20 protein-coding genes and 3 pseudogenes are annotated in these 25,340 nt (G+C 65.4%); 8 read left to right on the forward strand and 15 right to left on the reverse strand.

What is annotated here, in order from left to right:
* Positions 1-260 precede the first annotated feature (260 nt).
* From ABZX11_RS43425 to ABZX11_RS43445, 5 genes and pseudogenes are all read right to left on the reverse strand, one after another.
* A complete protein-coding gene (locus ABZX11_RS43425) occupies positions 261-2,015 on the reverse strand; it encodes a recombinase family protein (protein WP_354924453.1) in 1,755 nt (584 codons plus the stop codon).
* Between the two features lie 150 nt (positions 2,016-2,165).
* Positions 2,166-4,300: pseudogene (locus ABZX11_RS43430) on the reverse strand (cell division protein FtsK).
* Entirely contained in the window at positions 4,293-4,985 is a 693-nt protein-coding gene (locus tag ABZX11_RS43435; RefSeq protein ID WP_354924455.1) for a hypothetical protein, read from the reverse strand. Before ABZX11_RS43435 ends, ABZX11_RS43430 begins: the two are co-directional and overlap by 8 nt.
* On the reverse strand, positions 4,982-5,311 hold the full coding sequence (locus tag ABZX11_RS43440) for a hypothetical protein (protein ID WP_354924457.1): 330 nt from the start codon (positions 5,309-5,311) through the stop codon (positions 4,982-4,984). The genes ABZX11_RS43435 and ABZX11_RS43440 overlap by 4 nt, the downstream gene beginning before the upstream one ends.
* On the reverse strand, positions 5,308-5,643 hold the full coding sequence (locus tag ABZX11_RS43445; protein WP_354924459.1) for a WhiB family transcriptional regulator: 336 nt from the start codon (positions 5,641-5,643) through the stop codon (positions 5,308-5,310). The genes ABZX11_RS43440 and ABZX11_RS43445 overlap by 4 nt, the downstream gene beginning before the upstream one ends.
* Before the next feature lie 331 nt (positions 5,644-5,974).
* On the opposite strand from ABZX11_RS43445, the gene ABZX11_RS43450 reads away from it, so the two are divergent.
* From ABZX11_RS43450 to ABZX11_RS43460, 3 genes are all read left to right on the forward strand, one after another.
* Entirely contained in the window at positions 5,975-6,355 is a 381-nt protein-coding gene (locus ABZX11_RS43450) for a helix-turn-helix transcriptional regulator (protein WP_020640049.1), read from the forward strand.
* A gap of 123 nt (positions 6,356-6,478) precedes the next feature.
* Positions 6,479-8,026: a transcriptional regulator gene (locus tag ABZX11_RS43455; RefSeq protein WP_354924461.1), complete on the forward strand. Its 1,548-nt coding sequence runs from the start codon at positions 6,479-6,481 to the stop codon at positions 8,024-8,026.
* Positions 8,023-8,373 carry a signal peptidase I gene (locus ABZX11_RS43460; RefSeq protein WP_354924462.1) on the forward strand — a complete coding sequence of 117 codons (351 nt, stop codon included), beginning with the start codon at positions 8,023-8,025 and terminating at the stop codon, positions 8,371-8,373. Before ABZX11_RS43455 ends, ABZX11_RS43460 begins: the two co-directional genes overlap by 4 nt.
* Here ABZX11_RS43460 and ABZX11_RS43465 read toward each other — a convergent pair.
* Entirely contained in the window at positions 8,362-9,831 is a 1,470-nt protein-coding gene (locus tag ABZX11_RS43465; protein WP_354924464.1) for a helix-turn-helix transcriptional regulator, read from the reverse strand. The two genes, ABZX11_RS43460 and ABZX11_RS43465, sit on opposite strands and share 12 nt — an antisense overlap.
* A gap of 167 nt (positions 9,832-9,998) precedes the next feature.
* On the opposite strand from ABZX11_RS43465, the gene ABZX11_RS43470 reads away from it, so the two are divergent.
* Genes ABZX11_RS43470 through ABZX11_RS43480 form a run of 3 tightly spaced genes read left to right on the forward strand, consistent with a single transcriptional unit; the run spans position 9,999 to position 11,052 of the window.
* Positions 9,999-10,448, forward strand: coding sequence for a hypothetical protein (locus ABZX11_RS43470; protein WP_354924466.1), 450 nt, complete (start codon positions 9,999-10,001; stop codon positions 10,446-10,448).
* The gene (locus ABZX11_RS43475) at positions 10,445-10,690 is read left to right on the forward strand and encodes a hypothetical protein (RefSeq protein ID WP_354924468.1); all 246 of its coding nucleotides are present in this window, start codon (positions 10,445-10,447) and stop codon (positions 10,688-10,690) included. Before ABZX11_RS43470 ends, ABZX11_RS43475 begins: the two co-directional genes overlap by 4 nt.
* Positions 10,687-11,052, forward strand: coding sequence for a MarR family transcriptional regulator (locus ABZX11_RS43480; RefSeq protein WP_354924470.1), 366 nt, complete (start codon positions 10,687-10,689; stop codon positions 11,050-11,052). The genes ABZX11_RS43475 and ABZX11_RS43480 overlap by 4 nt, the downstream gene beginning before the upstream one ends.
* A gap of 385 nt (positions 11,053-11,437) precedes the next feature.
* On the opposite strand, the gene ABZX11_RS43485 is transcribed toward ABZX11_RS43480, so the two are convergent.
* The 5 genes and pseudogenes from ABZX11_RS43485 to ABZX11_RS43505 all read right to left on the reverse strand — a co-directional run bounded on the left by ABZX11_RS43485 (position 11,438) and on the right by ABZX11_RS43505 (position 18,073).
* A complete protein-coding gene (locus tag ABZX11_RS43485) occupies positions 11,438-12,007 on the reverse strand; it encodes an SLATT domain-containing protein (RefSeq protein ID WP_354924472.1) in 570 nt (189 codons plus the stop codon).
* Complete coding sequence (locus ABZX11_RS43490) at positions 12,004-15,114, reverse strand: ATP-binding protein (RefSeq protein ID WP_354924474.1); 3,111 nt, start codon at positions 15,112-15,114, stop codon at positions 12,004-12,006. Before ABZX11_RS43490 ends, ABZX11_RS43485 begins: the two co-directional genes overlap by 4 nt.
* Positions 15,115-16,149: 1,035 nt before the next feature.
* The gene (locus tag ABZX11_RS43495) at positions 16,150-17,205 is read right to left on the reverse strand and encodes a recombinase family protein (RefSeq protein ID WP_354924476.1); all 1,056 of its coding nucleotides are present in this window, start codon (positions 17,203-17,205) and stop codon (positions 16,150-16,152) included.
* A 251-nt stretch (positions 17,206-17,456) separates the two neighbouring features.
* Positions 17,457-17,714: pseudogene (locus tag ABZX11_RS43500) on the reverse strand (hypothetical protein); the annotation flags it as partial.
* Positions 17,711-18,073, reverse strand: coding sequence for an ATP-binding protein (locus ABZX11_RS43505; protein WP_354924478.1), 363 nt, complete (start codon positions 18,071-18,073; stop codon positions 17,711-17,713). The gene ABZX11_RS43505 and the pseudogene ABZX11_RS43500, both read right to left, overlap by 4 nt.
* Before the next feature lie 80 nt (positions 18,074-18,153).
* Between ABZX11_RS43505 and ABZX11_RS43510 the strand changes: the two are divergent.
* Positions 18,154-18,603 (forward strand): annotated as a pseudogene (locus ABZX11_RS43510) (transposase); the annotation flags it as partial.
* Between the two features lie 31 nt (positions 18,604-18,634).
* Here the strand turns inward: ABZX11_RS43510 and ABZX11_RS43515 are convergent.
* From ABZX11_RS43515 to ABZX11_RS43525, 3 genes are all read right to left on the reverse strand, one after another.
* Positions 18,635-18,901, reverse strand: a complete 267-nt coding sequence (locus ABZX11_RS43515; RefSeq protein ID WP_354924480.1) for a hypothetical protein — start codon at positions 18,899-18,901, stop codon at positions 18,635-18,637.
* A 254-nt stretch (positions 18,902-19,155) separates the two neighbouring features.
* A complete protein-coding gene (locus ABZX11_RS43520; protein ID WP_354924482.1) occupies positions 19,156-19,596 on the reverse strand; it encodes a hypothetical protein in 441 nt (146 codons plus the stop codon).
* A 58-nt stretch (positions 19,597-19,654) separates the two neighbouring features.
* Positions 19,655-20,110 (reverse strand): hypothetical protein, encoded by a 456-nt coding sequence (locus ABZX11_RS43525; protein ID WP_354924484.1) that lies wholly within the window; start codon positions 20,108-20,110, stop codon positions 19,655-19,657.
* Between the two features lie 544 nt (positions 20,111-20,654).
* On the opposite strand from ABZX11_RS43525, the gene ABZX11_RS43530 reads away from it, so the two are divergent.
* Entirely contained in the window at positions 20,655-21,644 is a 990-nt protein-coding gene (locus tag ABZX11_RS43530) for a winged helix-turn-helix domain-containing protein (RefSeq protein ID WP_354924486.1), read from the forward strand.
* Here the strand turns inward: ABZX11_RS43530 and ABZX11_RS43535 are convergent.
* Positions 21,641-24,901 (reverse strand): BTAD domain-containing putative transcriptional regulator, encoded by a 3,261-nt coding sequence (locus ABZX11_RS43535; protein ID WP_354924488.1) that lies wholly within the window; start codon positions 24,899-24,901, stop codon positions 21,641-21,643. The genes ABZX11_RS43530 and ABZX11_RS43535 overlap by 4 nt on opposite strands.
* Between the last annotated feature and the right edge of the window lie 439 nt (positions 24,902-25,340).

Consider the following 25,340-nt stretch of genomic DNA (forward strand, 5'->3'; position numbering starts at 1 on the left):
ACGCCAGGCCCCACGAACGGGGCAGCATGCTGGTAAACGACGTCGTGTTGGTCGATCGGTGGTCGACCGCGTCGTGCTCAACTGCCTCCGACCATCGCACCGAGTGCTCGCAGCATCCCGACCGTTCGCCATCTAGTGTCGCGCGTCGTTAGTTGGTTTACGGGTAAGGACCGCTGTCGTGAGCGATCGGGACCGGTGACTCTGCGCTACACTGAGCGCATGATCTCCCCAAACACGGGAGATATCCCACGTATGGGGGTTCAAGTCCCCCCTCGGACACACGCACTATCTACACCCGGGCTGGTCGTCGCATAGACGGCCAGCTCTTTTGGTTCGTAGCGTAGCTCCAGGTTCAACGCGCGGTACAGGCGGCTCATACCTGCCGTGGTCGCGTTGGCCAGTGTCCCGCAGACGTCGCCGAGTGCATCGATCCTCGCGTAGATCTCGGCGCGGCTTACCGTCGAGTCGGCTGGAACGCTCTCGATCTGTGCTTTTGCGGCGGCTCGTTCGGCTTGTGCCTGGTTGATCGGGTCGACGAGTGCTTCGGGCTCGACGCCGGCCGCGATCGCGGCCTGATACCGCTGAAGCCTTGCCTCCGCGTCCGCCAGCCGGTTCCGGGCGGCTTCCAGTGGACCACCGCTGGCTTGACTGCCGTCCGACCCCAGTAGTGCGGCCGCCGTTCGGTCGCGGTTGTCCGGGTGAAACAGCTCGTGAAGCCATCCGTTGAGCGCCTCGACGACCACGCCTTCACGCAGGTTCACCGTCTTCGGGTGATCCGCCAGCTTCAACGCGCCAGGCGCCATGGTCCGCGAGGTGCAGCGGTAGTAGGCGCCCTTCCTGATCGTCGCGCCTTGCATCTTCCGGCCGCATACTCCACATCGGACCAGCCCGCGCAGCAGGTACGACCGTGCCGTCTTTCGGGCGCCCCGCTCCGCCTTGCGTGCAGTCTTTAACCCGCCTGCCGATTTCGATCGGCGCAGTAGTTGAACCTGCGTGAACGTCTCGACGGACACGATCGCCGGGTGTGCCTGCTCGCGCGACCGTACGATCCGGTCGGGAGCGGCGCGCTTGAAACGCACCACGTGGCCCGCGGCAACGTCCTCCGGGTCAAGCAATGTCTCGTGCTTCGTCCAGCGCCCGAAGATGGCGTAGCCGGTGTATCGCGGGTTGTCGAGGATCGCCCGCACTGAGCTGCCTTGCCAGCCGTCGGCAAGCCGGTGCCGATTCTGGTCCGGCCGGTGCGCAGAGGGACAAGGAATGCCGTCCCGATTGAGCAGGTTGGCGATCGCTCGATCGCCGTTGCCGTCGAGGTACTCGGCGAAGATTCGCCGCACCACGTCCGCCGTCGCCTCGTCGATCGCCAGCACTCGCAGTTTGAACCCTTCCGCAGCTTTCCGCGGGTTTGGATGCGGACCACTGTCGACGACCACATAGCCGTACGGCGCCCGGCCACCCTGGTGCCGTCCTTCGTTGATCACCTGCGCGTCCATTGCCGCGCGGACGCGAGCCTGAACGTGCTGCCGCTCGGACTCGCTCATCCCGCCGAGCACGCTCATCAGCATCTTGTGCGACGGGTTCCGCGCGTCGTACTTGCCGCCCAGCTCTGGGACCCACAGATCAACCCCGTAGGCGGCGAACTTCGGCGCGATAAGCGAGAACTGGTTGCCGAACCAACACCGCGTGCCCTCGCCGACGACAATCGCATCCCATCCGCGGCGCGGATTCTTCAACTCGGCGAGCAGCCGCGCGCCCTCGGTTCGTCGTTCCCACGGGACGGACCGCGACTGCCCGACGTCGAAGAACTCCGCCACGATCTGCCCGCCTAGCGGCTCGACGAACTTGCGCGCGTTCCCGAACTGCCAACCGCGGGAGGTCTCCGGGTCCTGGTTGTCCTCGGTCGAGCACCGGCCGTAGGCCGCCAACGTCCCGATCCCGTCGTCCGCTACGTCGGCGACCTCAAGCCCCAGAAGGTCATCCAGCGTTGCCCACGGGTCGCTAATGATTTCAGCTGCCACCGTTCACCTCCTCCACCGGCACGTCCAGCACCGGCACCTCAGTAACCTCGATCAGAACGGCCAGCAATGCGCGTGCGACGGCGGGCGTCAGCTCAGGCAATCTCGCAGGTAGGATAACCCGGATCTGCGGCTCTTCGGAACGAGCGGCGCTCACGGTCGGCCGTCCTCGTCTGTCACACCGCTCTCGGTGGTTACGCGACCAATGGCGCTCCTAATTTCAGCCGTCAAGTACCCGCGGACCTGCCGAACGTCGCCATCTTCGCCGGTCACACGGTCTCGCGTCGGCCGGCATCCCAGGTCGGTCATCTCTTGCGCGAACGTCTTTCGGTCGATCTCCAGGGCGCCCAGCAGCTCAGCTGTGGGCACGAACTCCCTGCCATCCGGGCCCAGGTCGTCGCCCAGGTACTCGACGAGCGACGCGAGCAGTTCAGGCAGCTCGCCCGGCGACGGAACCGCGTCAACGGGATGACTTGCACCGATTGCCTTGACCGCCGCAGCGCGGTCGAGCACCGGCGTCGCGTCCTGTCCGGCCGCGTGCCCGGTCAGCGTCCCGGCCGCCTCGCGCAGCGCCCGGCCCTGCTCACAGATAGTCCGCCAGTCTTCGTTCGGCATGTAGTAGGTTCGGACCGTCATAGCCAGTACATCCGCCCCGGCCGCTGTGTCGCCATCCGGCCGCAGGATGCCCACGCCCTTGTGCGACGGCAGCAGCCGGGACGAGTCGAACCCGCGCGTGTTCATCTGCTCGCCGAGAACGATGTTCGAGTCGCGCCAGTCCATCACCCGCAGGGCGAACCGCGACCCGAGCACCGCCCGCAGCCCGGACGGGATCGTCTTCGAGTCCGGCCGCTGCGTGGCGAGCACGAGCACGATCCCCGCGGCCGGTCCCTTCTTCGCCAGCCACGTCAGCAGCTCGCCGACGTACTCACCCGCGGGAAGCTTCTTTCCTTGCACGTCAACGGGTGTGCGGTCCTCCAAGGGAACCCGGACCTCATCGATAAAGATCGCCGTAATCGGCATGTCCAGCGCCTTGTCGCGGGACATCTCCGGCGTGACCTTCGACTCCGGGCACGTCAGGTCGTCCAGGTCACGCATCCGCCGGAACCGCGTCTGAACCTCGCCGACCAGCTCAATTAGCCAGTCCACCAGGGCAAGGACGTGTTCGGGTTCGTCTCCGGACATGAACCGATGCGCCACCAGGCCGGCCGCGTCCCAGTCCTTCCCGGCCTTGAAGTCCGCCACATACAACCGCACCCACGCGTCCAAGATGAGTCCAGCCGCTGCGAGCCGTGCAGCAAATGTCTTACCCTGCCGCGGAATCGCACCCACGAGCAGCGACGTCCACACCAGCGGAAGGTCTATCCGCCGGTCTCGCGCGTCTCGTCCGAACGGGATCGGTCGCCACGCGTCCCACTGCGTCACGCCGAGCAGGGCGTCCGCAACGGAGGCGACGCGTACGGGTCCTCGTCGGCCACCCACATTGACACGCGGCCAGCGTGCCCGCCATTGCCCCGGACGCGCTCCACGATGAGCTGCACCTCATCGACGGCAAGCGCCGACGCGAGTGCGTCCCGGTTCTTCACCACATCGGCCGCCTTGCGGGTGGCGGGGAGATCGACGGTGACCGCCCAACCATCGCCGACGCGTGTTGCTCGCTCGACGAGCCGCAACGTCTCGTCCTTGCCGATCAGCTTCGCGTCGCGGAACGCGTCCACCAGGACCTGCGGGTCCATCGTCCACGTCAACGTTCGCGGACCGGCGAGCGCTGGCTTGCGTCCGGGACTGCCATCCTTCCTTCGCCCGAGAACCGCGAGCGCCACCGAGGCAGTGGCGCCGCCGATCCACAGAGGATCGGTGCCGTACACGAGATCGACGATGGCGACCGCCACAGCTGTCACGACCACGACGGCACCGGTGACCTTCCACCGGAACAACGTCAGCGCTCGAATCTCGGTGAACTTGTCGGCCAGCTTCTCCGACTCCTCGGCGGCCGTCCGGTAGTCCCGGACGGTCACCCAACCGCGCCACCACCGCGCGCCGACTACGACACCGCGCACAACCGCACCGAGGAACCGCAACGGCGACAACACGAGCCACACCACGGCATCCTTGAGTGCTTGCCTTGCCTGAGGCTTGCTCTTGAGCCACAACGGCACGCGCGGTGAGTGCAGCCACCACAACACGAAGCGATTCCTCTTCGGTGCGCGCGGACGCGGCTGCGGCAACGTGTCGTCGACCAGCTCGCCGTCGAGCACGGGATCGGCCTTGACCGGCAACGAGTCAGTCATGGCCCACCTCCGCCCGCAGGGCCCGCGCCAGCCGGGGCGACAGGCCACGTGAGCACCCGGTTGCCCGCCGCACCCATGCCGGCGTGATCTCGATGTCCGGCGTCCACATCTCTCGAGCGATGGCGAGGTAGTCGGCGAACAGCACGCGCCGCCCGCCGGTCTCCTGCTGTGCGGGACGCCGTTCAGCGGCTACCAGTACGGCATCGGTCAGCTTGTCCCGCAGGTCGGTGATCGCCTCGACGGCGACGAACACGACCAGCGGCGGCACGGAGTGCAGCACGATCGCCGCGGCTTCTCCGGCCGCGAACGACGTCCAGGTGTTCATGACGTAGGTGGCAGCGAGCGTGAACCACTTCGCCCGCCGCACCCATGCTCCCGTCCGGACCTGGTACCTGGCGGTGACTTGCTCGGCCCGCAGGATCGCCAGCAGAACGAGAGAGACGGTCGGGTCCAGCACCCACGCGGCCAGCCAGGGGAGCGACCCCGGCCGCGTGCCGGATGACGCGAAGCCTTGGACGTTGGTCATCGTGAACGCCAGCCCGAGCACGATCCCGGACCAGCACATCCAGTCGACCTGCCGCCGCACGCGCTCGATCCGCAGCGCGACGACGTCCGGATCGGTCTGGTAAGCGCGCACCTCCGCGGCTTCGGCTGCATCCTGTGCGAGCCGTTGAGCCCGGTTCATCGCCGACCACCCCGCTTCGAGGTGTCGATCGTGGTCACGGTCATGGCGCGGATCAGCGCGTAAGACGCGAACAGCGCGGGCAGCCCGAGCACGGCGAGCAGCAGCCACCGGCTACCCGGGTGAGCGATCACGACCCACTGGACGGCGACGATCAGCCCGGCGTTGAACAGCACCCGCCCGGCCAGCGACACGAGCCGCGCACCACTCCGTGCAGCTTCGGCGGCGGCCTTCGCCCGACGAGCACCGGCCCGCCAGACCCAGAACAGGACGATCAGCACGCCGACACCGGCGAGGATCTGCGTGGGCGTCACGGTGAGTCCGTTCATCGCGCACCTCGCTCGAAACGCTCGCCGCGACGCAGCCAGTGCGGGTGCAGCGCACGCCGGTCGTCGTCGGTCATCGCACCCCAGACGCCAACCGTGTCGGCGCCGGCAGTCCGTAGCTCCAGTTCAAGGCACTCGTCCTGGACCGGGCAGCCGCCGCACAACAGCGTGGCGAACTCGCGGTCATCGCGAGCGTCCGGCGGACCGGCCTCCGACGACGGCGTCATGCAGGCTCCATCGCTGGCCACGACGTCGCGCAGGACATCGGTGGGCACCCACCGCAGGCGATCGAGCCGCCATGCGATGCCGATCAGCCAGAGGTCGTCGGCTTCCATGCCGCACCTCCGTCCAGAAGGGCCCTGGTCAGCTCGGCGGACGAGACGCGCAGCCCGGAGCGGCAGAGGGTGGCGCGGAGCATGCCGGTCCGGATTGCCCGGCTGACGGTGTTGCGGGAGACGCCGAGAATCCACGCGGACTCGGGAATGGTGTGAAAGGTCGTTTTGGCGTTCATGAGAGAACCAATCTGTTGATTTCAAGACTATGTTGTTGATTTCAGCTCTTAGTCGGACGTGTTTGTTCGACGCGCCGCAGGCAATGCGCTATGCGGCGCGGTGAAAGCTCGACGAACCGCTAATCTCGGCGCTGAGGCGGAGCGCGGAGGAATACGTGACGGAGGACTGGGCGGCAGTCGCCAAGGCGATCAACATGCGCGTGAACGAACTCGGCTGGCGGCAACGCGAGCTGGCCGAGCGGTCGCACGTGTCGCAGGCGATCGTGCGCGAGCTCCAGCACCACACCGTGGAGCGCCGCCGAAGTGCGCGGACGCTCGAAGCCCTGTCCACGACCCTCGGCTGGCATCCGCAACATCTGCTGGCCGTGCTGCAGAACCGCACGCCGCCGCACCCGGACGAGCCGGCCGACGACGGCCACGAACTGTGGTCCCGACTGGACGCACTTGAACAGCGACTGGCTGAGATCACCGACCGGCTGGAGGACGTCCAAACGAGCCTTGCGACCGTGGTCGAGCACGTGAAGCCGAAGCGTTAGCGACTGGGTGAGCGAGGTGTTTTCCATGCCTCTAATTCAAGGCCGGAACGGCGTCGCAACCCATGCACAAGCACCGCAGCATCACTGCACAACCACCGCAGATCAGCGACATTCGGGAGCGCGATGAGTCCGGCCGGGGGATGGACGGGGCGAACAGCGGTCGCATTGCAATCGGCATTGCGGCTCAGTCAAGAGCGGTTCGCCGAACACCTCGGAATCAGCGCGCGCACGGTCGCGTCCTGGCACAAGAAACCGGATCTCCGGCCGCAGTCGGAGATGCAACAGGTCCTGGACACCGCCCATGAACGGGCGTCGGAGGCCGAGCGCGCCCGCTTCGCCGAGCTGATCGGCGAAGCGGCGGCCGTCGACACGACGGAGGCCGACCGGCGGCTCGCCGCGGACCCCCACATCGGCGCGGCTCTCGAATGGCTCGACCGGCATGCCCACTGGACGCCCGGCACCGCGCGCCGCGCCGTCGCCGAGCGCGTCGCGAGCATCAACGTCCAGGACCTTCACGACCGTGGCACGCGACGCGGTTGGGTCAGCCAGCGCGACGTCGCGGACACCTTGGTCACGTACTACGGCTTTCGGGTCGACGACCACGGCCTGTACACCGCGCGGTGCGGCGGGCTGACCATGAACACCAGCGTCCTGACCTGCGCAGACTGGCTGGACCTGGACTGCGAACTGCGCCCGCCGCACGACCGGTTCCGCGTTCCGAGCGCGCAGCCTGAAGCCGACTTGGACCTGGACAACCACTCCGCCGGCCGCGCCGTTCAGCGGCTCGCCGAGACACTGTCCATGAACACCCGGCTGACGGACAGCCCGATCTACAGGCTCACGAGTACGGACATCCGTGAACACCAGCTCGGCGGAACGTTCGGCATGTCCCAGTTCGTGCACTACGCGCTGACAGTCGACCTGCTCGAAGGCGAGCTGGTGGACGCCGTGGCCACCGGCTCGACCGCCATGCCGCTCCGAGACCGCTACTTGCCGGATCTCCGGTCAGTGCTCGACGTCGGCGACCGCCTGTGTGCGGGTGGCGTACTGGCGCTCACCGCGATCGCCCGCCCCGCCGACCCGTACCGCGGAGACGCGGACTACCTGCTCCTGGTCCAGGAGCGGTCCGGCCACGTGCTCAACGCCGCGCGCCGGCTCGCGGTGATCCCGAAGGGCTTCCACCAGCCGCTCACCGACGTCCGCCGGGACGCACAGGTCGGCATGACGCTCCGCCGCGAGATGGAAGAGGAGCTGTTCGGCCGCCCGGACATCGACAACACCCTGGGCGACATGCTGGCCGCCGACCCGCTGCACCCGACCAAGCTCACCGAGCCGATGAGCTGGCTCATGGCAGGGTCCGGCCGCCTGCGGATGGAGTGCACCGGGTTCGGCCTGAACCTCGTCAGCGGGAACTACGAGTTTGCCAGCCTGATCGTCATCGACGACGAAGAATTCTGGGCACGCTACGGCGGAGTGGTGGAAGCAAACTGGGAATCCGCGACTCTTCGTCAGTATTCGACTACCGACGCCGAACTCGTCACCGAGTTGCTAGGTGATGTAGCGTGGAGCAACGAAGGATTGTTCGCCATGGCGCAAGGACTCAGACGCCTTGCGCAAATCGGCGGAGAGCGTGTGAAACTGCCCGAGATCGAATGGGAGATCAGCCAGTGAACGACGGTTGGACCGCCGGCAACGCCAACGACGACGCGGCCGACACGCGCGGCTGGCTGGTCGGCCACTTCATCGACCCGTCGCAGGGTGTCCGCGCCTCCAAAGACGTGGAAGTTAAGTGGGCCAACCACCCCGCGGGCGACAAACGTCCTGAGTGGACTTCCGACGACCAGCGGACCACGCTGGTGATGCTCGTCTCCGGGGAATTCCGCGTCGAAGTCACCGGCGGCGGCAAGATCATGAATCGGCAGGGCGACTACGTGATGTGGGGTCCAGGAGTCGACCATTCCTGGGAAGCATTGGCAGATTCAGTAGTCCTCACCGTCCGCTGGCCATCAGCAACCTAATTCGACGGCGGGAATTCTCACTCGATCGCCGCCGATCTCGGCGAGCCGACGCAAGCCCTGGAGAAATGCGAACAACCCCTCATTGCTCCAGGTTTCGTCACCGATCAGCTCGCTGATCAATTCACCGTCAAGCGTCGAGTACTGGCGCAGCCCGGCGGCCTCCCAGTTCGCTTCGACGTCGCCACCAAACCGCGGCCAGAACTCCTCATCCTCGATCACGACCAAGCTGGCGAACTCGTAGTTGCCGCTGACCAGGTTGAACCCGAACGCCGTGCACTCCATCCGCAGCCGACCAGACTGCTCGCTCAACCACCGCATCGGAGCAGACAGCCTGCTCGGGTGCATCGGGTCGGCGGCGCGCTGCGTTCCGGTCGTTCGGTCGACGTCGAGCCGCCCGAATAGCTCTTCTTCCAGTTCGCGCCGCAGCGTGGCACCGATCCGCGCGTCGGCACGGTGGTTGGCAAGGGGTGCGTGGAAGCTCTTCGGGATCACGGCCAGCCTGCGTGCAGTGTTCAGCACGCGTCCCGAGCGCTCCTGGATCAACAGGAGGTAGTCCGCTTCTCCGCGGTACGGGTCGGCCGGCCGGGCGATCGCCGTCAAGGCAAGAACTCCACCGGCGCAAAGGCGTCCCTGAAGGTCGAGCACGGCAGGAAGATCGGGCAGGTACCGGTCCCGGAGCGGCAACCGGTCGCGACCGGCCGCCAGGCTCTCATGTAGCTCGCGTTCGAGAAGGTCAACGCTCAGCGCGTACTCGACGAACGGCACCACGCTGACCTTTCCGCCGACCGTCCCTGGTCGAACCTGCACGTCCATGAGCCGGTAGAGCGGCACGTCGGCGATACGTACGTCGTGGGTCGCGGCTTCGGCTAGCCTGCTAACCGCGGCGGCCGCGTCTACCTGCTCGCGCGATGCCTCGCCGTCGGCTGCCAACGCCAGCTGGTCGCCCTCAAACGTCAAGGGGCAAGCCAAATCCAGCCACTCGGGCCGTGTCAGGACGCTGGTCGCTGTCCGAACCGGACCGCACCGCGCGGCGTACTGCGCATGACCAGGAACCGAATCGTCGTAGTAGCTCGCCAGGGTCTCAGCCACGAGACTTCGCCCGGCCGTAGCTCCACCATGCGACCTCGCTGGCGCGGCCGCTGAGACTCGCGTGCGCGTGGTTCCTGGAGGCCACCCGACGTGCCGATCGAGCCAGCCGAACGCGGGTTCAAGGCTCGACTGGAGCACGGGCGCTTTCTGGGGCAGGCGGAGGCCGATCAGCTCGCGCAGCTCGTCGGCTGAGCGGCCGAGTACCTTGGCCAGCTTCGGCCACTGGTAGGGCAGGGGCGCGTACTCGCCGGCTTCCCACCGGATGACGGTCGATCGGTCGACGCGCATCACCTCGGCGAGCTTCTCTTGAGTCAGCCCGGCCGCCTTGCGAGCTGAAACAAGCTCTTCGCGCCGACGAACGCTGACCATCCGAACACCCCGCTCTGCTGACAGTGATCACAGCCTAGCAGGCATACCACCAGGTAGATCGAGTGACTGCCACATCTCCGCCCCGGAACTCCAACGTTTGCGCTCTGGGTTCAGCCGAGTACTCGGGCTTGGATGATTTCAACACATCCGGCGACCAGGGAGTGAACGTGACCAGCGGCGAACGCGTCTCGCGGCCATCGCGCTTGTACGTGACCTGGCACCGCAGCGTGGCCGACAACCTGGACCACGCCGTCACCGACGAAGACCTCGCCGACAGCATCGCGCTCCAGACGGGTCGCTACGACTCGCTGTGCGGCCGCGAAGTGCCGTTCGACTCCTGTCTGGTGCCTCCGGGCCGTCGGTGCGGCGCGTGCAACGTGCTGGTCCGCCGTCGTTCGACCCCGCCAGCGCCCGAACGCGCATGCCACAGGAAGCCGTCGCGTTGGCGTCGCCTGTTCGGCTGCCTCCAGACTCCGGCCGCCCTGCCGCCGCGCCCGCCTCAACGCGTGCGGCTCATTCCTGAGCAGGGCGGCCGGACCACGCCGTCGGCGGGAACGGGCGGCGCCCCGACCGCGCCCGTTCCCGCCGATCACCACGCCCGGCGAGTCGCCCGATGACGGTTCGCCTGATCATCGCGCGCCCGTTGCCCGGCACGGTTGGCGAGTCTCGCCGCGTCGTTCACGTGTTCCCGGTCCCTGCGGAGGAGAACACGCCGGAGCGACTGACCGCGTACTGTGGCGCTGCGTTCGGGCCCGGCGAGCTTGAGTTGCTCGAGCGTCCGGTCGGAATGCCCTGCATGACCTGCCTCCATCGTGCACCCACCCCGGGAGGCGCCGAACATCCGGCGATCGGCCAATGACGTGGGATCCGCGGCCGATCATGCCGGCCTTTCAACGCGAGCTTGACCCGCTGCTGCTCCTGCCGGTGCGGCTGTTCATCGCGTGCCTGCTGGCCGACATGCGCTGGTGCGAAGACGTCGTTGTCCGGGGCGGGTTGCGTCTGAGCGAGCGGAAGTTCGAGCCACACGTCGAGCGGTTGCGCGCCGCTGGGTACCTGGAGACCCGTACCGAAGGACGCCGCGTAAAGCTCCGCCTTACGGTGCTTGGGCTCGACCGGCTGACCGAGCACGTGAAGGCGCTCGGCAGGGTCGCGAACACAGCTGCCGAGATCGTCACCGCGCATCGCTCGGCACTCCGGCCACCGATGCGTCCGGAGTCATGAGCGTCGCGGTCGTTCTCGCTCTGCAGGCAGTGCTCGGCGGTCGACACGAGCGAGCCAGTGACGTCAGCGTTGCCGCGAACATGGATTCCGTCACGAATCCTTCGGCACCAATAGTCCGCACGGTGACGCGCGAAGACGCCGGATAGTGGGAACGTCGCTCATCGTGCCCGGCGGACCGTAGCACCCGCGTCAAGACGGGCTCGTGGACTTGCCGCTCAACGGTGGCGTCCGCACGGTGGACGGCCGGAAGTCGCGGACATGAGCGCTGGAGACGATGCTGATTGTTCTTCTCCAACGCACATCGCAGTCAACTGGCGAGTGAATTAATTTGATTGATCGTAAACGTTGCATCGCCATCTTGGCTGTTGTCGCCGCGGAGAGGAGGTTATCGGTGTGATTCTCCATGTATTCTCCGCCCCAGTTGTCCTTCCAGATCCTGTGCTACTTTCGCCATTTCGTCAACCCAGCCAGCTGTCTCGGATGAAATGATTGCGCCAAGGTTGTCGGCGTAAAGAGTCAGTAAATCGCTCTGGCTTTCCTTTGGAGGATCCTGCGGCACCCACCACCTTGCCTGCATCTTGAGGAGGTTACTATTTACTTCCATTGCGCTCGCGACACAGCGACTCCATGCCTTGGTGAAGCCGAAATGCCTATCGACGAGCTGCGCGGCGGCCGCTACGCCCAAGAGGATGTATCCCCAGTACGGACTAACGGATTGATAAATGGGAGCAAATAGTGGAATCATTGAACCAGCGGTGAGGAAAACAATTGAGACTCCTCGCAGGAACTTGGCCGCAAAGGCCTTGCGTCGCTTCTCGGCAAGGTACCAACTTATCGTTTCGACATGCACCTTGCATAAGGCTTGAAAGACTTCATGTTGTGAAGTATCACCCGCTGAACCGGGGGTGATGTCGAGCAGAAACGCATCAAGGTCTCGTCGGCTGCCCGCTGTCATTTATCTCGCTCCCACTGGTTGATGTCAAAGATCGTCCTCTGGCACCCGTTGATCGCCTCACGCACTGAGTCCAAATCAATGAAATCGAGTTCAGGATTCACGCGAAGAATTTCCACCACGTTATCCGCGGTCGCTCCAGTCGGGAAGTAATCGCCCCCGTAACCTCTCAGGGAGTTTCGTTCTCCAAGAAGTAGAGAGGCAACAACCGATATCACCCATGCGACGCGATAGGTCTCGTCTTCTTCGGTCTCGCTCACCAAATTTCCCCGAATTTGCATCAACGGGCTATGGGGCAATAGGTAGAGTTCACGTAGGACACTGACTCCATCATAGCCATCGAGGCCGGACGTATGAACAGAATCCAGGTGGGCGGGTACATAGCAAGACTGACGTCTATCTTGGACTAGGCGTGACATTATGTCTTCGGAAACAGAAGGGATAAAGTCCCAAGTTCTAGGGTTGCTAGTGATCCAGATAGGTGTTTTCCCCCGATTTGACCATGAAAGCAGAACCTGTCTTTTGTTTCCATCGGCGCTTATGGTCGTGATCTCGCGACTCTTTCTGAAGGCCAAATTGAAAGGGCCTTCGTGCATCTGCCCGCAAATCAGTGGTGCTGAGCTAAATTCGAAGGTGCCGTTCGAGAATTCCGATAGTATCTTTGTTAGCGCTACATTGGCAGGCAGGGCGTTGAGCACGTACTCCATGTGTTGGACAAGCTTGCTTTCGACGCTTACTAGTTGGGGGTATTCATTCAGTTCGTGGAGAGAGAGGGCCATTCGTTCGCCGGATTCTTCGACAAGAAACGCCGGCACATCCTCTAGTGCTTCACTTAGTTGAGCAAAGCATCGACCGGAAGGAAATCTTGCCTCGCTCGAGATGCGGCCAGAAAGATAACTGGCTTCTCTTACCGCACGGGTAAGCGAGGAAGACCCATCAGACTTAATCCTCTGGATTTCATCCTTGATGTGGTCCACGTACGTCGAGTATATTTTCTTGAAAAGCTCATTGTACTCTAAAGTGACTTCTAGTGCGTCTCTTGCGACATTCGTTCTCGGTGCAGTGTGGCCAGTGGCATTGACTATCGACCATATGGTGTTGGCAGCGAAGCCGGGTGTTTCTTTTGTAACTCGGATGCCTTCGACGCAAATTCCGAGAGCGAATTCATTTGGCTGCCTGCCGGGCGCATCCTGGCGCGGGGTGGGGAGAAATTCCCACTCGGAGAACCATCTATTCCATCTGACTGCATATGCAATAGCGATGCCTGATGAATCTGATTCCCGAATTTGAATCTCGCTGCCAAAGCGGTCGACTAGCTTTCCAGCGGACTCAACTGCGGGACCTGATTCGGTAAGAACTTCTCTGAGTGCTTCTTTTACGCTGGCGTGCCCGATACTCTGCTCGGCGGCCTGTCCGTCTTCCTTGTAGGCGACTTTGCAGCGAGGTATAACAATCCACTTTCGCAAGGTTTCGAACACGTCCACTAGCTTGGCGCTCTGTCTAAGTCTTAGAGAGATATGTGTCCCATGGCGCCGTATTTCATTCGCTACTTGGTCGGACGCTTTCTCTAGGAGTTTTATCAGGTACTGACCGTGGACTGTTCTGAGTGTTAGTTGTCGTGCCTTTGTCTCATCCCTGCTTACGGTGACGACTTGAACATCGTCAGCAACCATGAAAGCCGACAGGACGCCGATTCCGAAACGGCTGATTGCTGAGTAATTAGGATGTTCTTTGACGAACTGAGGGTCGCTATAGCGAGATGAGCCTACTCTCAAAAAGTTGGCCTCAATGACTTCCTGTGTCATGCCGGTGCCATTGTCGGTTACAGAAAGCAGACGATCTTCAGGGTTCCATCTAATGGACACGGCCGGCTCGTATTCATCATCTTGGCCGGTTTCGTTTTCTAATCTAACTGCGTCTATTGCGTTTTGAACTAGTTCTCTTACGACTACACCTGTGTCATTGTATAGAGTATGGCCAGTGAGAAGATCAAGGATCTTGTGCTGGTCTATCTGAAATTCGAACGGATTCGCGACAAATCCGGAAGCCTTCACGTGAGTTGTGTCAATCTTGCGCCAAGGAAACTCGTATCTTGACCCTAGTCGTTTCACCGAATTTGCTGCCCACTTGTTGCATTCTGCCAGCTCCTTGCTTGCGTACTGCAAGTAAGTGGTTAAGCCGAAGAACCCGTCTGAATCATGGAATGTCGCATGTACTTCGATTGTGTCACGGTCGGCTTCGAGGTCGACGTTTCCGTCTTCTCCAAGTGCGGCTCGGGAGCGAACGGAGCGCACTGCATCTTGCTTGGCCCATTCGAGTTGGCTTGTAGGATTACGTGGGCTGATCAGTTGGAAGGCAGTTGAGGGCACGCGTTCACGAGTGATGTGAAGCAGGTCGGCGACACGAAGGAGGATCGCGGAATATTGAACATTGGCCGTTTCTTCCGTGGTCGCTCCGTAAGGATTGCTCACTGGATATTTCTGAGTCTTATAGATATCATCAAGATGATGACTTTCGCATACAAGAGCCAGGTCTTGAACAAAGGTAGAGTTGAGGTTAGCCAAGAGTGCGCTAAGTTTGTTGGTTACGGCGAGGTCGTAACCAAGGTTCTCGTCGACTTCTCCGACTAGCCAACTTCTAATTCGGGCGGCGTGATTCTTTCTGACAAATTCTTGATATAGGAACTGTTCGCTTCGATCGACGTCTAAACTTGCGATGTATGATAGAATGTCAGCGTTTCCAATTGCGTCGCCATGTAGCTCAGATTTATATTCTGGAAACCCTGATCTGGTTCTATTCTCGTATTCGTTTCTGGTGACCAGGAGGCCGAAGTCATGTAGATAGCTGGCTAGTACTATGAGAAGCCAGTCGGCTGGTGTCATTATTTTCTGTGTGCGAGTCGGAATTAGCCAATCGTAAACCCTAAGTAGTCCATCAATGTGTGAAATGTCATGCTTGGTATATTCTTCGAATATGCCAAGTCGGCCGACTAGGCTAAGCGCCTCGGTCAATTCGCCGCGGAGATGAGTGAGGCTGAATCCAGAAAATGCCGGCAACTTCTCCGCTTTGGCGGCATTTTGTTCCGCTGAGGTACTTAGGGCTGCGGTCATGTAGAGCTCCGTCTCGGCCGGTCTGCGATATGGAGAACTTGTCGTTCCGTGTCCTCAAGGTGTTACACCCTGTGATCTCCCGGCATGATGCACTTCGGCAATCGCGGGTCGCGTCAATCGCGGGTAGTGATGACTGTCGAGAGTCGACTAGAGTCTTCTATTGTTGGTTTTTTACTGGCCTGCTCGATCTGGCGGCTCTGTTTATACTTCTTGGCATATCGGAAGACAAAGGTGTCCAGTTGTGCCGCCCCGATCTAGCTGTTTGTGTTAGACGATGCCTAGACCGAAAGCTCCTAGGGCAGATCTCGGATGCTCAATTGCCCCATAGAGCTCGGCCAGGACGACCAATTCGGCGATTGTGGCGCTGGGGGCTGCGCCGGACATTGCGGCGCGACGCGCGGCGGCTGCGGCGCGTCCGACGCGGTCGAGTAGGCGCAGTAGATCGGCGCGGCCGGGGTCGACGGTAAGCCGAGTCCGCTTGCGGCAGGTGGTGCCGTGGTATGTCGCCGGACGGCCGCGTCCGCTTGGGCGAGGCAACGGCTTGCTGCAACCTGCGCACGCTGGGCGGTCCATGTCGTCCCTCCGGTCTTTCGTGAAATTTTTGGTGATATCGCCAGGGTGAGCATGGCTCGGCGTCACGAAAAATGTCACGGAGTTAGCCGTCACGGGCAGTCCTGCGAGCCGTCACGCCGTCACATCGGCTGTGACAGCTAGATAAGCCCTCTGACCTGCGGCAAGGTAATGCGTGACGGCTGTGACGGGGTCGCAGAGGACTCGTCAGAGCCGTCGCAGATGAGCCCTGGGCAGCGGCTCTCGGATCAGGGCTGGACGCCCGTCACATCGATGGCATGAGGACCGGCGCGGACGTTGTGGTTAGCGGCAAGATCGTCTAGGGACACTCAATTGCCCCATGGCGAAGCCCAGTCGACCGCCGCCGTACGTTGCCGACCTGCGGAAATCAGTCCAGGATTAGCCGTGTAGATAGTGAGCAAGATCGTCCTCGGACACACACGTTACTCATACGGGGAGAGGCAGTCACAGTGACTGCCTTTTTTTGTTGTCGTAGGCCACCTGTAGGCCCAGGCCGCGGTAGACCTGCGTGATCCTGTCCGGGCTCCGCGAGTTGAGGTGCCTGGTGACGTCGCCGAGCTGGTCGAGCATCGCGTAGACCTCCGCTATGTCGACCGCCTGCGTGTCCGGCAGGTGCTTCAGCTCCTCTATCGCGGCCTGCCGCTCGGCCTGTGCGCGTTTCATCGGCTCGACGAAGTTGATGGGGTCTACGCCGGCCTCGATGGCTGCCAGGTGTCGCCGTAGCTTCTCCTCGGCGCCTTTCAGCCGCTTCTCTGCGTTGGCTCGACGGCCGTCCATCCGGCCGTCCTGCGAACCGGTGAGCAGCCGTACCGTCTCGTCGCGGTTGTCCGGGGCGAAGATCTGGCACAGCCAGTCGTTGATCGGCGGGACCACGACGTCCTCGCGTAGGTTCACCGTCTTCGGGTGATCGGCCAGCGCCGCTGAGCCCGGCGCCATCGTTCGAGCGATGCACCGGTAGTAGACGCCCTTCCGGATGGCGGCACCTTGCATCTTCCGGGTGCAGATCTCGCAGCGCACCAGCCGCTTCAATAGGTACGTGTGCTTGGTGGCTGCCCGATTCCTTTCGAGCTTGGCAATCCCGGGCAAGCCGCCGGCCGCGCGGGATCGGCGTATCAGCTGTGCCTGCGTGAACGCCTCGACCGAAACAATCTCCGGGTGCGCAGGTCGCCGCGACCGAACAACGCGATCCGGCGCTGCCCGCTTGAACCGCACGACGTGCCCCGCGCCGACGTCATCCGGAGTCAGAAGCGTCTCGTGCTTGGTCCAGCGCCCGAAGATCGCGTACCCGGTGTACCGCGGATTCTCCAGAATGGACCGGACGGTGCTGCCTTGCCAGCCATCGGCGAGCCGGTGCCGGTTCTGGTCGGGCCGGCGTTCGGAAGGGCAGGGCACTCCGTCCTCATTGAGACCCTTCGCGATCGCTCGATCGCCGACCCCTTCCATGTACTCGGTGAATATCCGCTGGACCACCTCGGCTGCGTCGGGATCGATGGCCAGCACACGCAGCCGGAACCCCTTGGCGGCCTTGCGCGGGTTCGGGTGCGGGCCGCCGTCAACGACGACGTACCCGTACGGCGCCCGGCCACCTTGGTGCCGCCCTTCGTTGACAACCTGCGCGTGCCGGGTTCCGGTACGGCACCCCACCGGCAGCGCGCGCGTTCCCGGGCTCGAACGACGCTGTCCCGCAGCGACTCCAAGTCCGGCGGCGAAGGATCGGGCTCGGCGAAAGTGACCTCCCGCAAGAACAGGTCGACGCGGTCGAGCAGCCACAGCGGGATCCAAGCGAGGTAGCGCGTACGCTGCGCCGCGGTGCAGCGGCACCTCTTGGTCCGGACGCTGCCGCAGCGGCAGTCGCGGGCGGTGAACTCGGGGAGGTCTTCGACGGTTAGGACGCCGCAGTGGGCCAGCGTCAGCAGTCCCGGCAGGCTGAGGGACGATCCGGCTACCGTGTCGCCTGGGCGCAGGGGGAAGCGGCAGTTGGCCGGGTGGGCCCTTCGTTGTCGAGTCAGGGGTGATCAGCCAGGAAATGCCACGTGCCGGCCTCGAGTGCCTCAGTGTCAGAGAGGTCGGCCACCAGCGCCCGGACTACCCGCGGCAGCAGCAGGACCGGGGCGCCGGAAGCCGCGACGTGCAGAGTGTGGTGACCGCCGGCTGCGGCGACTGCGGCGGCCCGGACCGCCGTGGGCGACAGCCGCGCCCAGGCTTCAGGCCTCCACGACGCGGTAGCTGATGCTCCTTCGCACGACTCGGGTCGCTGGGCCGGGGCGGGTCCGCCGCGCAGCCAGTTGACCAGGTCGTTGAGGCAGGCGAGGGGGACGGTGGTGAGGCCGGGGATGTCGCGGGCTTCGGCAGCGTTGGCGGCGGGCATGACCAGGTGGGTGTCCGGCCCACCCCGTCCGAACGAGCAGCGGGAAGTCCCTTGTGGTTCAGGTTTATGCGGCCGCGGCCGTTACCCTCCCGAGCAGCATCGCCGCCGACACCGTGCTCAAAGGCTGGCCGACGGCCTGAAAACGTAGATTGAGGGGATACTGGATGCGCATCCTCTTGCCGGGGGCCTGATCTCGACGCCCGGTATCGGCGTCAGGACCGCAGCCCGCATCCTGCTCGAAGTCGGCGAACGCCTCCCACTTCGCCTCCTCTGGGCATTGGGCTGCCTACGCCGGCATCGCCCCGGTCGCCCGCAGCTCCGGCACCAGCATCAACGGCGAACATTCCGCCCGCACCGGCAACCGCCAGCTCAAACGCGCCGAAGGCAAGAAGCACAACGCCGTCCTCACCTGCCTGGCCCGCCGCCGCTGCGGACCCCGCTTTCCGTTCATGCTGACAGGATTTGCGCCTGCGTCCCTTGCCTCCGGCACCTTGCATCGTCGAAGCCTGTTCGGACGCCTGGCTGAGTGACCCGTGACGGTCCGGTGGCGCCGCCAGGGGGTTAGGGACGGTCGACCAACAGGTCGTAGCCGCCACCGGCCGAATCGTTGCAGGCGTAGCCGAGGGCCCCGTTCATGTGCACCTCCAGTTGGCCCGCCCGCTGGCAATGCGCGAGCGTCCCGTACCAGCCGATCCACTCCCAGTACCTGCTGGCGCTCATCTCCGACGACGAGCCGTTTTCCGTCGCACCGGCGACGGATCCGCCGGAGAGTAGCGCAGCTCCGGCCACCATCGCGCCGATCAGGACTCTTCCGCCCAGGTTCTTCATTTTTCTCCCATTCGATGGGAACTCTGTTCGGACGGACGCTACCGGACGCCGCCGCCGAATTCCGACGCCGCCGGCCGGTTTCAAGCAAGGGTTAAACCGGCCAGCGGCAAGCAATCGTCGTATTATCGCACTTCGGCCGACGCCTCCGACCCCAAATGCTATAGATCTAGCCCTGTGGCACTAGCCGTCACGGAACGGACAAGGGCGTCGGCGGTACTTTCTGGAGCCTTCAAGGAACCGCCGGGAGCGGCAGGTCAGGGATAGTACGATTTCACGCATACCGGCGGGGTGGCCCGGTAGTAACCGGAGCCGCCGCCGCCGTCTTTCCAGAAGACCGCGCACCAGAGGTCACCGAACGAGCTGTCCTGGTATCCGGCCCAGGCATGCGTACGGTCTTTCCATTCCCCGTCCAGGCTGTTGCTGATGGTGCCGTGCGGGCCGAACAGCTCCCAGTGGCCGATTCCCGTTCCGCCGGAGGAACGGACGTTCATCCTGATGACGTCGTTGGGGGGAGCGCCGCTCCCGTTCCCCCGGAAGGTCACGCATACCGTGTGGGAGAAGGCGACCGAGGGATAGTCGGCCGACTGGCAACGCTCGTTGTCCGCCGCTGCGGAGGCGGAGGCGGAGCCGGAGGCGATTCCGGCCAGGACGGTTCCTGCGGTCAGGGCCATCGCTGCGGCCATGCGGTGTTTCATGCTGTTGCAATTCCTTTCGGAGGAGGTGTACGGAGTTCTGGGCGGAGGCGTGTTGGGCTCAGGTGTAGACCGGGCTGCAGGCCATGTCCATGTAGCCGCCCCCTTCGAAGAGAGCGGCGCAGACGCGCGATGCGTCGCGGGGCATCAGGACCGTGACTTCGAATTCGGCCCACTCGCTGCGCCGGTTGCCGCCCCACGAGCGTTCCCTTTTGAACATCTCCTTGTTCTGGGCGTCCAGGACCCGGACTTCGATGCGCGGGTTGCCCACGCCCCAGAGGGGGGAATCGAAGTTCCCGCTGATGGTGTTGAGGTACTTGGTCGTCTGAGCGTCCCATCCGACGCACAGCCAACCCGTACTGCTCTGAATGGAGGTGCAGCCCCCGCCAGTCGCGGCGGCGGCGGGTGTGGCGGATGCCAGGGTGGCCAGAACGGCCCCCGCTCCCGCCAGGGCGAGACCGCGTCGGGTCAGTCGGTTCCGCCGCATCTTCCGATTCTGGTTTTCCGGCAAAGACATGCTGCGCCTTTCGGGACTCGGTCAGGAGAAAGACCGTCGGTGAGTTTTGTGCTCTGAGCTCGGTTTCAGCGTATGAGTTACGGATCAGCTTCTCTATCCGTTACCTGCGGAAACCTCGACACGTACTGTATGACGCGTCAAAAGTCGAACGCAACGTTGATCCCCCATCGTGAACCCAATGCGCTCGGCTAATGCGACGTACGTTATCAGGTAGATATCCCTCTCGGTGACGGTTTCAACCTGGGTTGAAACCGGTCGAAATCGAGCTTCGATGTTTGCGCCTCGCCGAGTGTCCGTGCTACCGACCCTGACCTGGCCTGCGCCGCCCAGCTCGCCCACGCCGCAGACGGCGGCAACGCCCTTCGCCGAGCGCCGAGGGCACCCTGCCGTTGTGCGTGCGAGGGGAGGGCATCTGACCTGCTTCAACGGCGGCGACATCGAAGGGCCGGGGCGTCGTGCGGGAAGCCCGCATGGACGCCCCGGCAGCCGCGCCATGCGTCCGTGTATGGCGTCCGCATAGCGCACCTCATGATCGTTCCCGGTCATGGGGGCACACCGGAATACTCTGCGCGTTCATTTCGATACCGACGATCTCGCCCGCACCCGGGTGCTGCACACGCCGGATCCGTTGTGGGAAACCCTGCTCAGCCTGCACCGACTGCAGGGTGTGGCCGGGCAGCCGGTATTCGGTGGCTGGCGGTCGCGGGTCCGGCGGCGGCTGGACCGGTCGGCGGGAATGCTGTTGACCCTGGCGCCGCCGCGGGGCTATTCGGTGGACTTCCTGACTCCGGGGGCGGGCGCGGCGGACCTGGAGACGGGGCTCGACACCGTGCTCAGCACTCCTCGTTCGGTCCTGGCCGCCGATCTCACCGAGCTGGCCGCTTCCCGTCGCCTCCCGTCGTGGGCGCCGTCGCTCGCCGCCGGTGAGGTCGAGGTCCTGCGTGAACTCGGCGATGCCCTCCGTCGGTACTTCTCGGTCGCGGTCGAGCCCTTCTGGCCCGCCATCGTCAGCCAGGCCCGGGCGGACCGGGTGCGGCGCGGCGAGATCGTGCTCGACGGCGGTGTCGAGGCCCTGCTGAGCACGCTCCACCACCAGGCGCGGTGGCGGTCGCCGGTGCTCGAGATCGACTACCCGGTGGACCAGGACCTTCGGCTGGGTGGGCGGGGTCTCCTGCTCGTCCCGTCGCTGTTCTGCTGGCAGTCCCCGGTCACGCTGCTCGACGCGGGCCGGCAGCCGGTGCTTGTCTACCCGATCGACCGGCGCCCCGGCTGGTTCGCCGGTGCCTCATCCGCCCGGAGCGCGATCGCGCTGCTGGGCCGGACCCGGGCGGCGGTGCTGGCCGCCATCTGCGCCAGGCCACTGGTCTCCACGACGGAGCTCGCGGCCGAACTGGGCATCTCTCCGGCTGGGGCGAGTCAGCACGCCACCGTACTGCGTGATTCGGGGCTCATCGTCACCGATCGCGCCGGCGGCACGGCGCGGCACCGGCCTACCGCGTTCGGCTCCACGCTGCTCACCGTGAGCGCGTCCTAGGCGCGCAACCCGGGCAAGAGGCGAGCCTCGGTCGAGAAGAGGGTTCGCACCTCGGCGGCGGTCGGGGCCGGGCCTGCGAGGCCGAGCAGCGTCCCGGCCGCCTGCCAGTCTTCTCGTGCGCGCCGGTGGTCGGCTCGGCGCGAGCGGATGTGTCCCCGGACGACGTGCGCATGCGCCTGGCCGAGCACGTGGCCGCTCGCACCGAGTTCTTCGATAGCCTGCGAAGCGTGGGCGTCGGCCGTGGCCGGGTCGCCGACCGTGAGGAGTGCTTCCGCGAGGTGGACGCGGGCCAGGCCGGCCAGCAGGCCGAAACCGCCTCGTTCGGCGGTCCGGAGCGCGACGGACGCGTAGTCGGCCGCTGCCGTTGGGTCGACGGTGGAGAGCCCGAGTGCCGCCATGATCTCGCCCCGGCGGTACCCGATCTTCTTCGCCAGGCGGAGCGCTTCGAAGTAGTAGCCGTACCCGGATTCCGCCCCGCCCACCTCGAAATGGATGTCGCCGAGTGCGCACAACGCGTCGGCTTCGAACCTGCGGTTGTCCGTGTCTCGTGCGGCACGCAGTGCTTCGTGGGCACAGGAGCGCGCGGTCGCGATGCCACCGGAGGCCAGGTGCACCGCGGCCAAGCGGACCAGCACGTCCGCTTCGTCGTCGCGCGAACCCAGTTCCGCCAGGATCTCGCGGGCCTCGGTGAGGATTTCGCGCGCTCGGTCCAGTGCGCCGGTCACTTGGTAGCCGTAGCCGAGGTTGCACAGGGCGATGGCGGACGCGTGGGGGGAATCGAGCCGACGGCAGACCCCGAGCGCATGCTCGTTGTGCCGGATGCCCTCGGCGATGCGGCCGCGTTCGATGAGGACCGCACCGAGGTTGATCAGGCCGTTGGCGGTGCGGAGCGGGGTGCCCCGTTCCTCGGTCGCGGCGAGCGCGGAAGTGAAGTGTTCGGCGGCCCGGTCGAGCAACCCCATGTCCAGGTGGACGGCGCCGAGTGCGTGCAGCACCGAGTCTTCGCCGTCGCGCGCCCCGCTCAGGTGGTAGGCCTCCTTGGCCCCTTGGAGTTCCGCCAGCGCCACGCTGTAGGCACCCCGGCTCCAGGCCAGCGCGCCCAGGCTGTGCCGCATGGCGCCGATCGCGTGCCGGTCGTGCGCCTGCCTCGCCGCCGTGAGCCCGGTGCTCGCCGCGATCTCCCATTCCGCGTCCAGGCGGTGCGAATGGTAGAAGCCGCGCAGGACGTCCGCCAGCCGCCAGGCGTAGGGGAGCGGTCCGTGCTCGGCGGTCCAGCGGATCGCGGCCAGGATGTTCTCGTGCTCGGCGAGCAGCCACTGCAGTGCCTCGCCTCGGTCGAACGGCTGCTCGTGCGGTTCGCCGGCCGGGAGCCGCAGCAGGTCGGGGTAGAGGGCTGTGGCCGCGCGGTCCGCGGTCCGCAGGTAGTGGTCGAACAGCCTGTGCAGGGCCTCGTCCCGGCACGGTCCGGAAAGCCGTTCCCTGGCGCCTTCGGCTGCGTAGTCGCGGAGCAGGTCGTGCAGCCCGAACCGCTCGGGAGCCCGGGATTGCACGAGGTGACCGGCGACGAGTTCCCGGAGCACCCGCCGGGTCTCCCCGGATTCCTGTCCCGCGAGGGCCGCCGCCGCACTCAGGCTGACGTCAGCGCCTGGCACGAGCCCGAGCAGGGAGAACAGCCGCGCGGCCGGCGCCGTGACGGCGTCGTAGGAAAGGTCGTAAGCGCCGCGAAGACCGAGCCGCTCGTCTCCCGGCACCGTCAGCCGGGCGACCAGGCCGGCACCCGCCAGCTCCGCCACGTAGTCGGCCAGGGGTTGTTCGGGCCACAGCACCAGGTTCGCGGCGACGATCCGCAGGGCCAGCGGCAGGCCCGCGCACAGCTCGGTCAGTTCGCGGGCCGCGGCCACGTCGGCCGAGACCCGGTCCGCGCCGATGACCGTGGTGAGCAGCTCGAGAGAGTCGTCCGCCGACAGCTCGTCCACCACGAGCGAGGTGGCGCCGAGCGCGGTCTCCACCCCGGCCAGCCGGTGCCTGCTGGTGATCAGGACCGCGCATCCAGGGCCCCCGGGCAGCAGGCACCGGACCTGCTCGGCCGAGGCGGCGTTGTCGAGCACGATGAGGACCCGACGATCGGACAGCACCGAGCGGTACAGCGCCGCAGCGTCGGCCGGATCGCCCGGCACCCGGGTGGGTGGGACACCGAGCGCGTGCAGGAACCTGACCAGGACCTCGAACCGGTCGAGGGGCGGCGTGGATGAACGGCCTTGGAGATCGACGAACAGCTGGCCGTCGGGAAACGCCGCCGCGGCGCGGTGGGCCCAGCGCAGGGCCAGCGTGGTCTTGCCCGCCCCGGCCGGCCCGGCGATCAAGGCCACCGGCAGGGGACCGTTCGGCTGGGGCCCGAGCAGCAGGGCGTCCAACGCCGACAGTTGCGGGCCGCGGCCGATGACGGTGGCCGAGTCCGGCGGGAGCTGCCGCGGCCGGATCCAGCCGTGGCCCTGCGGCGCCGGCGCCAGGTCGATGGCGGGGTCGCCGGTGAGGACGGCGCGGTGGGTCCGGCGCAGTGCCGGTCCGGGTTCGAGGCCGAGCTGTTCGACGAGCACCGCGCGGGCTCGCTGGTAGGTGGCCAGGGCCACGTCGGTCCGGCCGCCGCGGTAGTGCGCCAGCATCAGCAGTTCCCACGGCCGTTCCCGCAGCGGTGCCTTGCTGGTCAGCGCGCGGAGATCGGCGGCGGCGATGTCGTTGCACCCCAGTTCGAGCCACGCCTGCGCGCGGTCTTCGGCTACTTGCAGACGCAGCTCTTCGAGCCGTTCGAGATCCGGACGCAGCGGTTCGGGCGGTTCCAGGCCGCCCAGAACCGGCCCGTGCCAAAGTTCGAGCGCGGCGCTGAGATGCTCGACCGCGGTGGCCGCCCCGCACGCGCCGAGCCGACCGGAACCCAGCTCGGCGAGCCGGGTGAACCGCTCGGCGTCGAGCTCGCCGTCGCCGACGTCGAGCTGGTAACCGCCCTGGTGGGTCCGCAGCCGGTCGGTCCGGGCGGTATCCGCGGTGCGGAGCACGCGCCGCAGCTCGGCCACGTAGGACTGCAGGTTGGCCAGCGCGGACTTGGGCGGGCGGTCGCCCCACAGCTGATCCACGAGCGAGTCGGCGGGCACGGTCGAGTTCGCCTTGAACAGCAGTACCGCCAGGAGCGACCGGACCTTGCGTCGCGTGATGGTCAGCGCGTGCCCGCGGTCGTCGAAGACCTCGAGCGGGCCGAGCACGCGAAACCGCAGCGGAGCGTCAAGGGATGACGACAGTGAGTGATCAGGCCCGTTCATCGTTCCCCCCGGGTGTCCGCTCAGCAGTGCTGATCAGGCCATTTGCCGCAAATAGGCGAATCCGCTCACCAGGATGCCAGAGCAGTGGCTTCAGGACGGTAGAAATGCCGACAGCGGTGGGCCTCGGCGGTGGTGTGGTCGTGGTGGGTAACGGCTGGTCGTTCCGCGGGACACCTTCGGGCTGTCGTGAACAGCCGACGTCGAGGCCCTGACGATCAATCGCACGCCGGGCCGGCTGGCGGGTGGCGACCTCGGCTGGCCGCTGATCTCGTACTGGCCGCGGCTCGCGGCCGTTGCCCGTGAACGCACGAAATGCCGGCCGCGGCGATGGAGGAGGAGCCTGCCTTCGGCCACGGCCCCCTTGAAATAAAGGGGAGGCGTG

It is taken from the genome of Amycolatopsis sp. NPDC004169 (assembly GCF_040610315.1).
Taxonomy (GTDB): domain Bacteria; phylum Actinomycetota; class Actinomycetes; order Mycobacteriales; family Pseudonocardiaceae; genus Amycolatopsis.

Coding starts and splice junctions, on each gene's coding strand:
- ABZX11_RS43445 (WP_354924459.1), bottom strand. CDS start 5,643: ATGGAAGCCGACGACCTCTGGCTGATCGGCATCGCATGGCGGCTCGAT.
- ABZX11_RS43530 (WP_354924486.1), top strand. CDS start 20,655: ATGGGGGCACACCGGAATACTCTGCGCGTTCATTTCGATACCGACGAT.
- ABZX11_RS43455 (WP_354924461.1), top strand. CDS start 6,479: ATGAGTCCGGCCGGGGGATGGACGGGGCGAACAGCGGTCGCATTGCAA.
- ABZX11_RS43465 (WP_354924464.1), bottom strand. CDS start 9,831: ATGGTCAGCGTTCGTCGGCGCGAAGAGCTTGTTTCAGCTCGCAAGGCG.
- ABZX11_RS43475 (WP_354924468.1), top strand. CDS start 10,445: ATGACGGTTCGCCTGATCATCGCGCGCCCGTTGCCCGGCACGGTTGGC.
- ABZX11_RS43440 (WP_354924457.1), bottom strand. CDS start 5,311: ATGAACGGACTCACCGTGACGCCCACGCAGATCCTCGCCGGTGTCGGC.
- ABZX11_RS43515 (WP_354924480.1), bottom strand. CDS start 18,901: ATGAAGAACCTGGGCGGAAGAGTCCTGATCGGCGCGATGGTGGCCGGA.
- ABZX11_RS43505 (WP_354924478.1), bottom strand. CDS start 18,073: ATGCCCGCCGCCAACGCTGCCGAAGCCCGCGACATCCCCGGCCTCACC.
- ABZX11_RS43435 (WP_354924455.1), bottom strand. CDS start 4,985: ATGAACCGGGCTCAACGGCTCGCACAGGATGCAGCCGAAGCCGCGGAG.
- ABZX11_RS43485 (WP_354924472.1), bottom strand. CDS start 12,007: ATGACAGCGGGCAGCCGACGAGACCTTGATGCGTTTCTGCTCGACATC.
- ABZX11_RS43520 (WP_354924482.1), bottom strand. CDS start 19,596: ATGAAACACCGCATGGCCGCAGCGATGGCCCTGACCGCAGGAACCGTC.
- ABZX11_RS43490 (WP_354924474.1), bottom strand. CDS start 15,114: ATGACCGCAGCCCTAAGTACCTCAGCGGAACAAAATGCCGCCAAAGCG.
- ABZX11_RS43525 (WP_354924484.1), bottom strand. CDS start 20,110: ATGTCTTTGCCGGAAAACCAGAATCGGAAGATGCGGCGGAACCGACTG.
- ABZX11_RS43480 (WP_354924470.1), top strand. CDS start 10,687: ATGACGTGGGATCCGCGGCCGATCATGCCGGCCTTTCAACGCGAGCTT.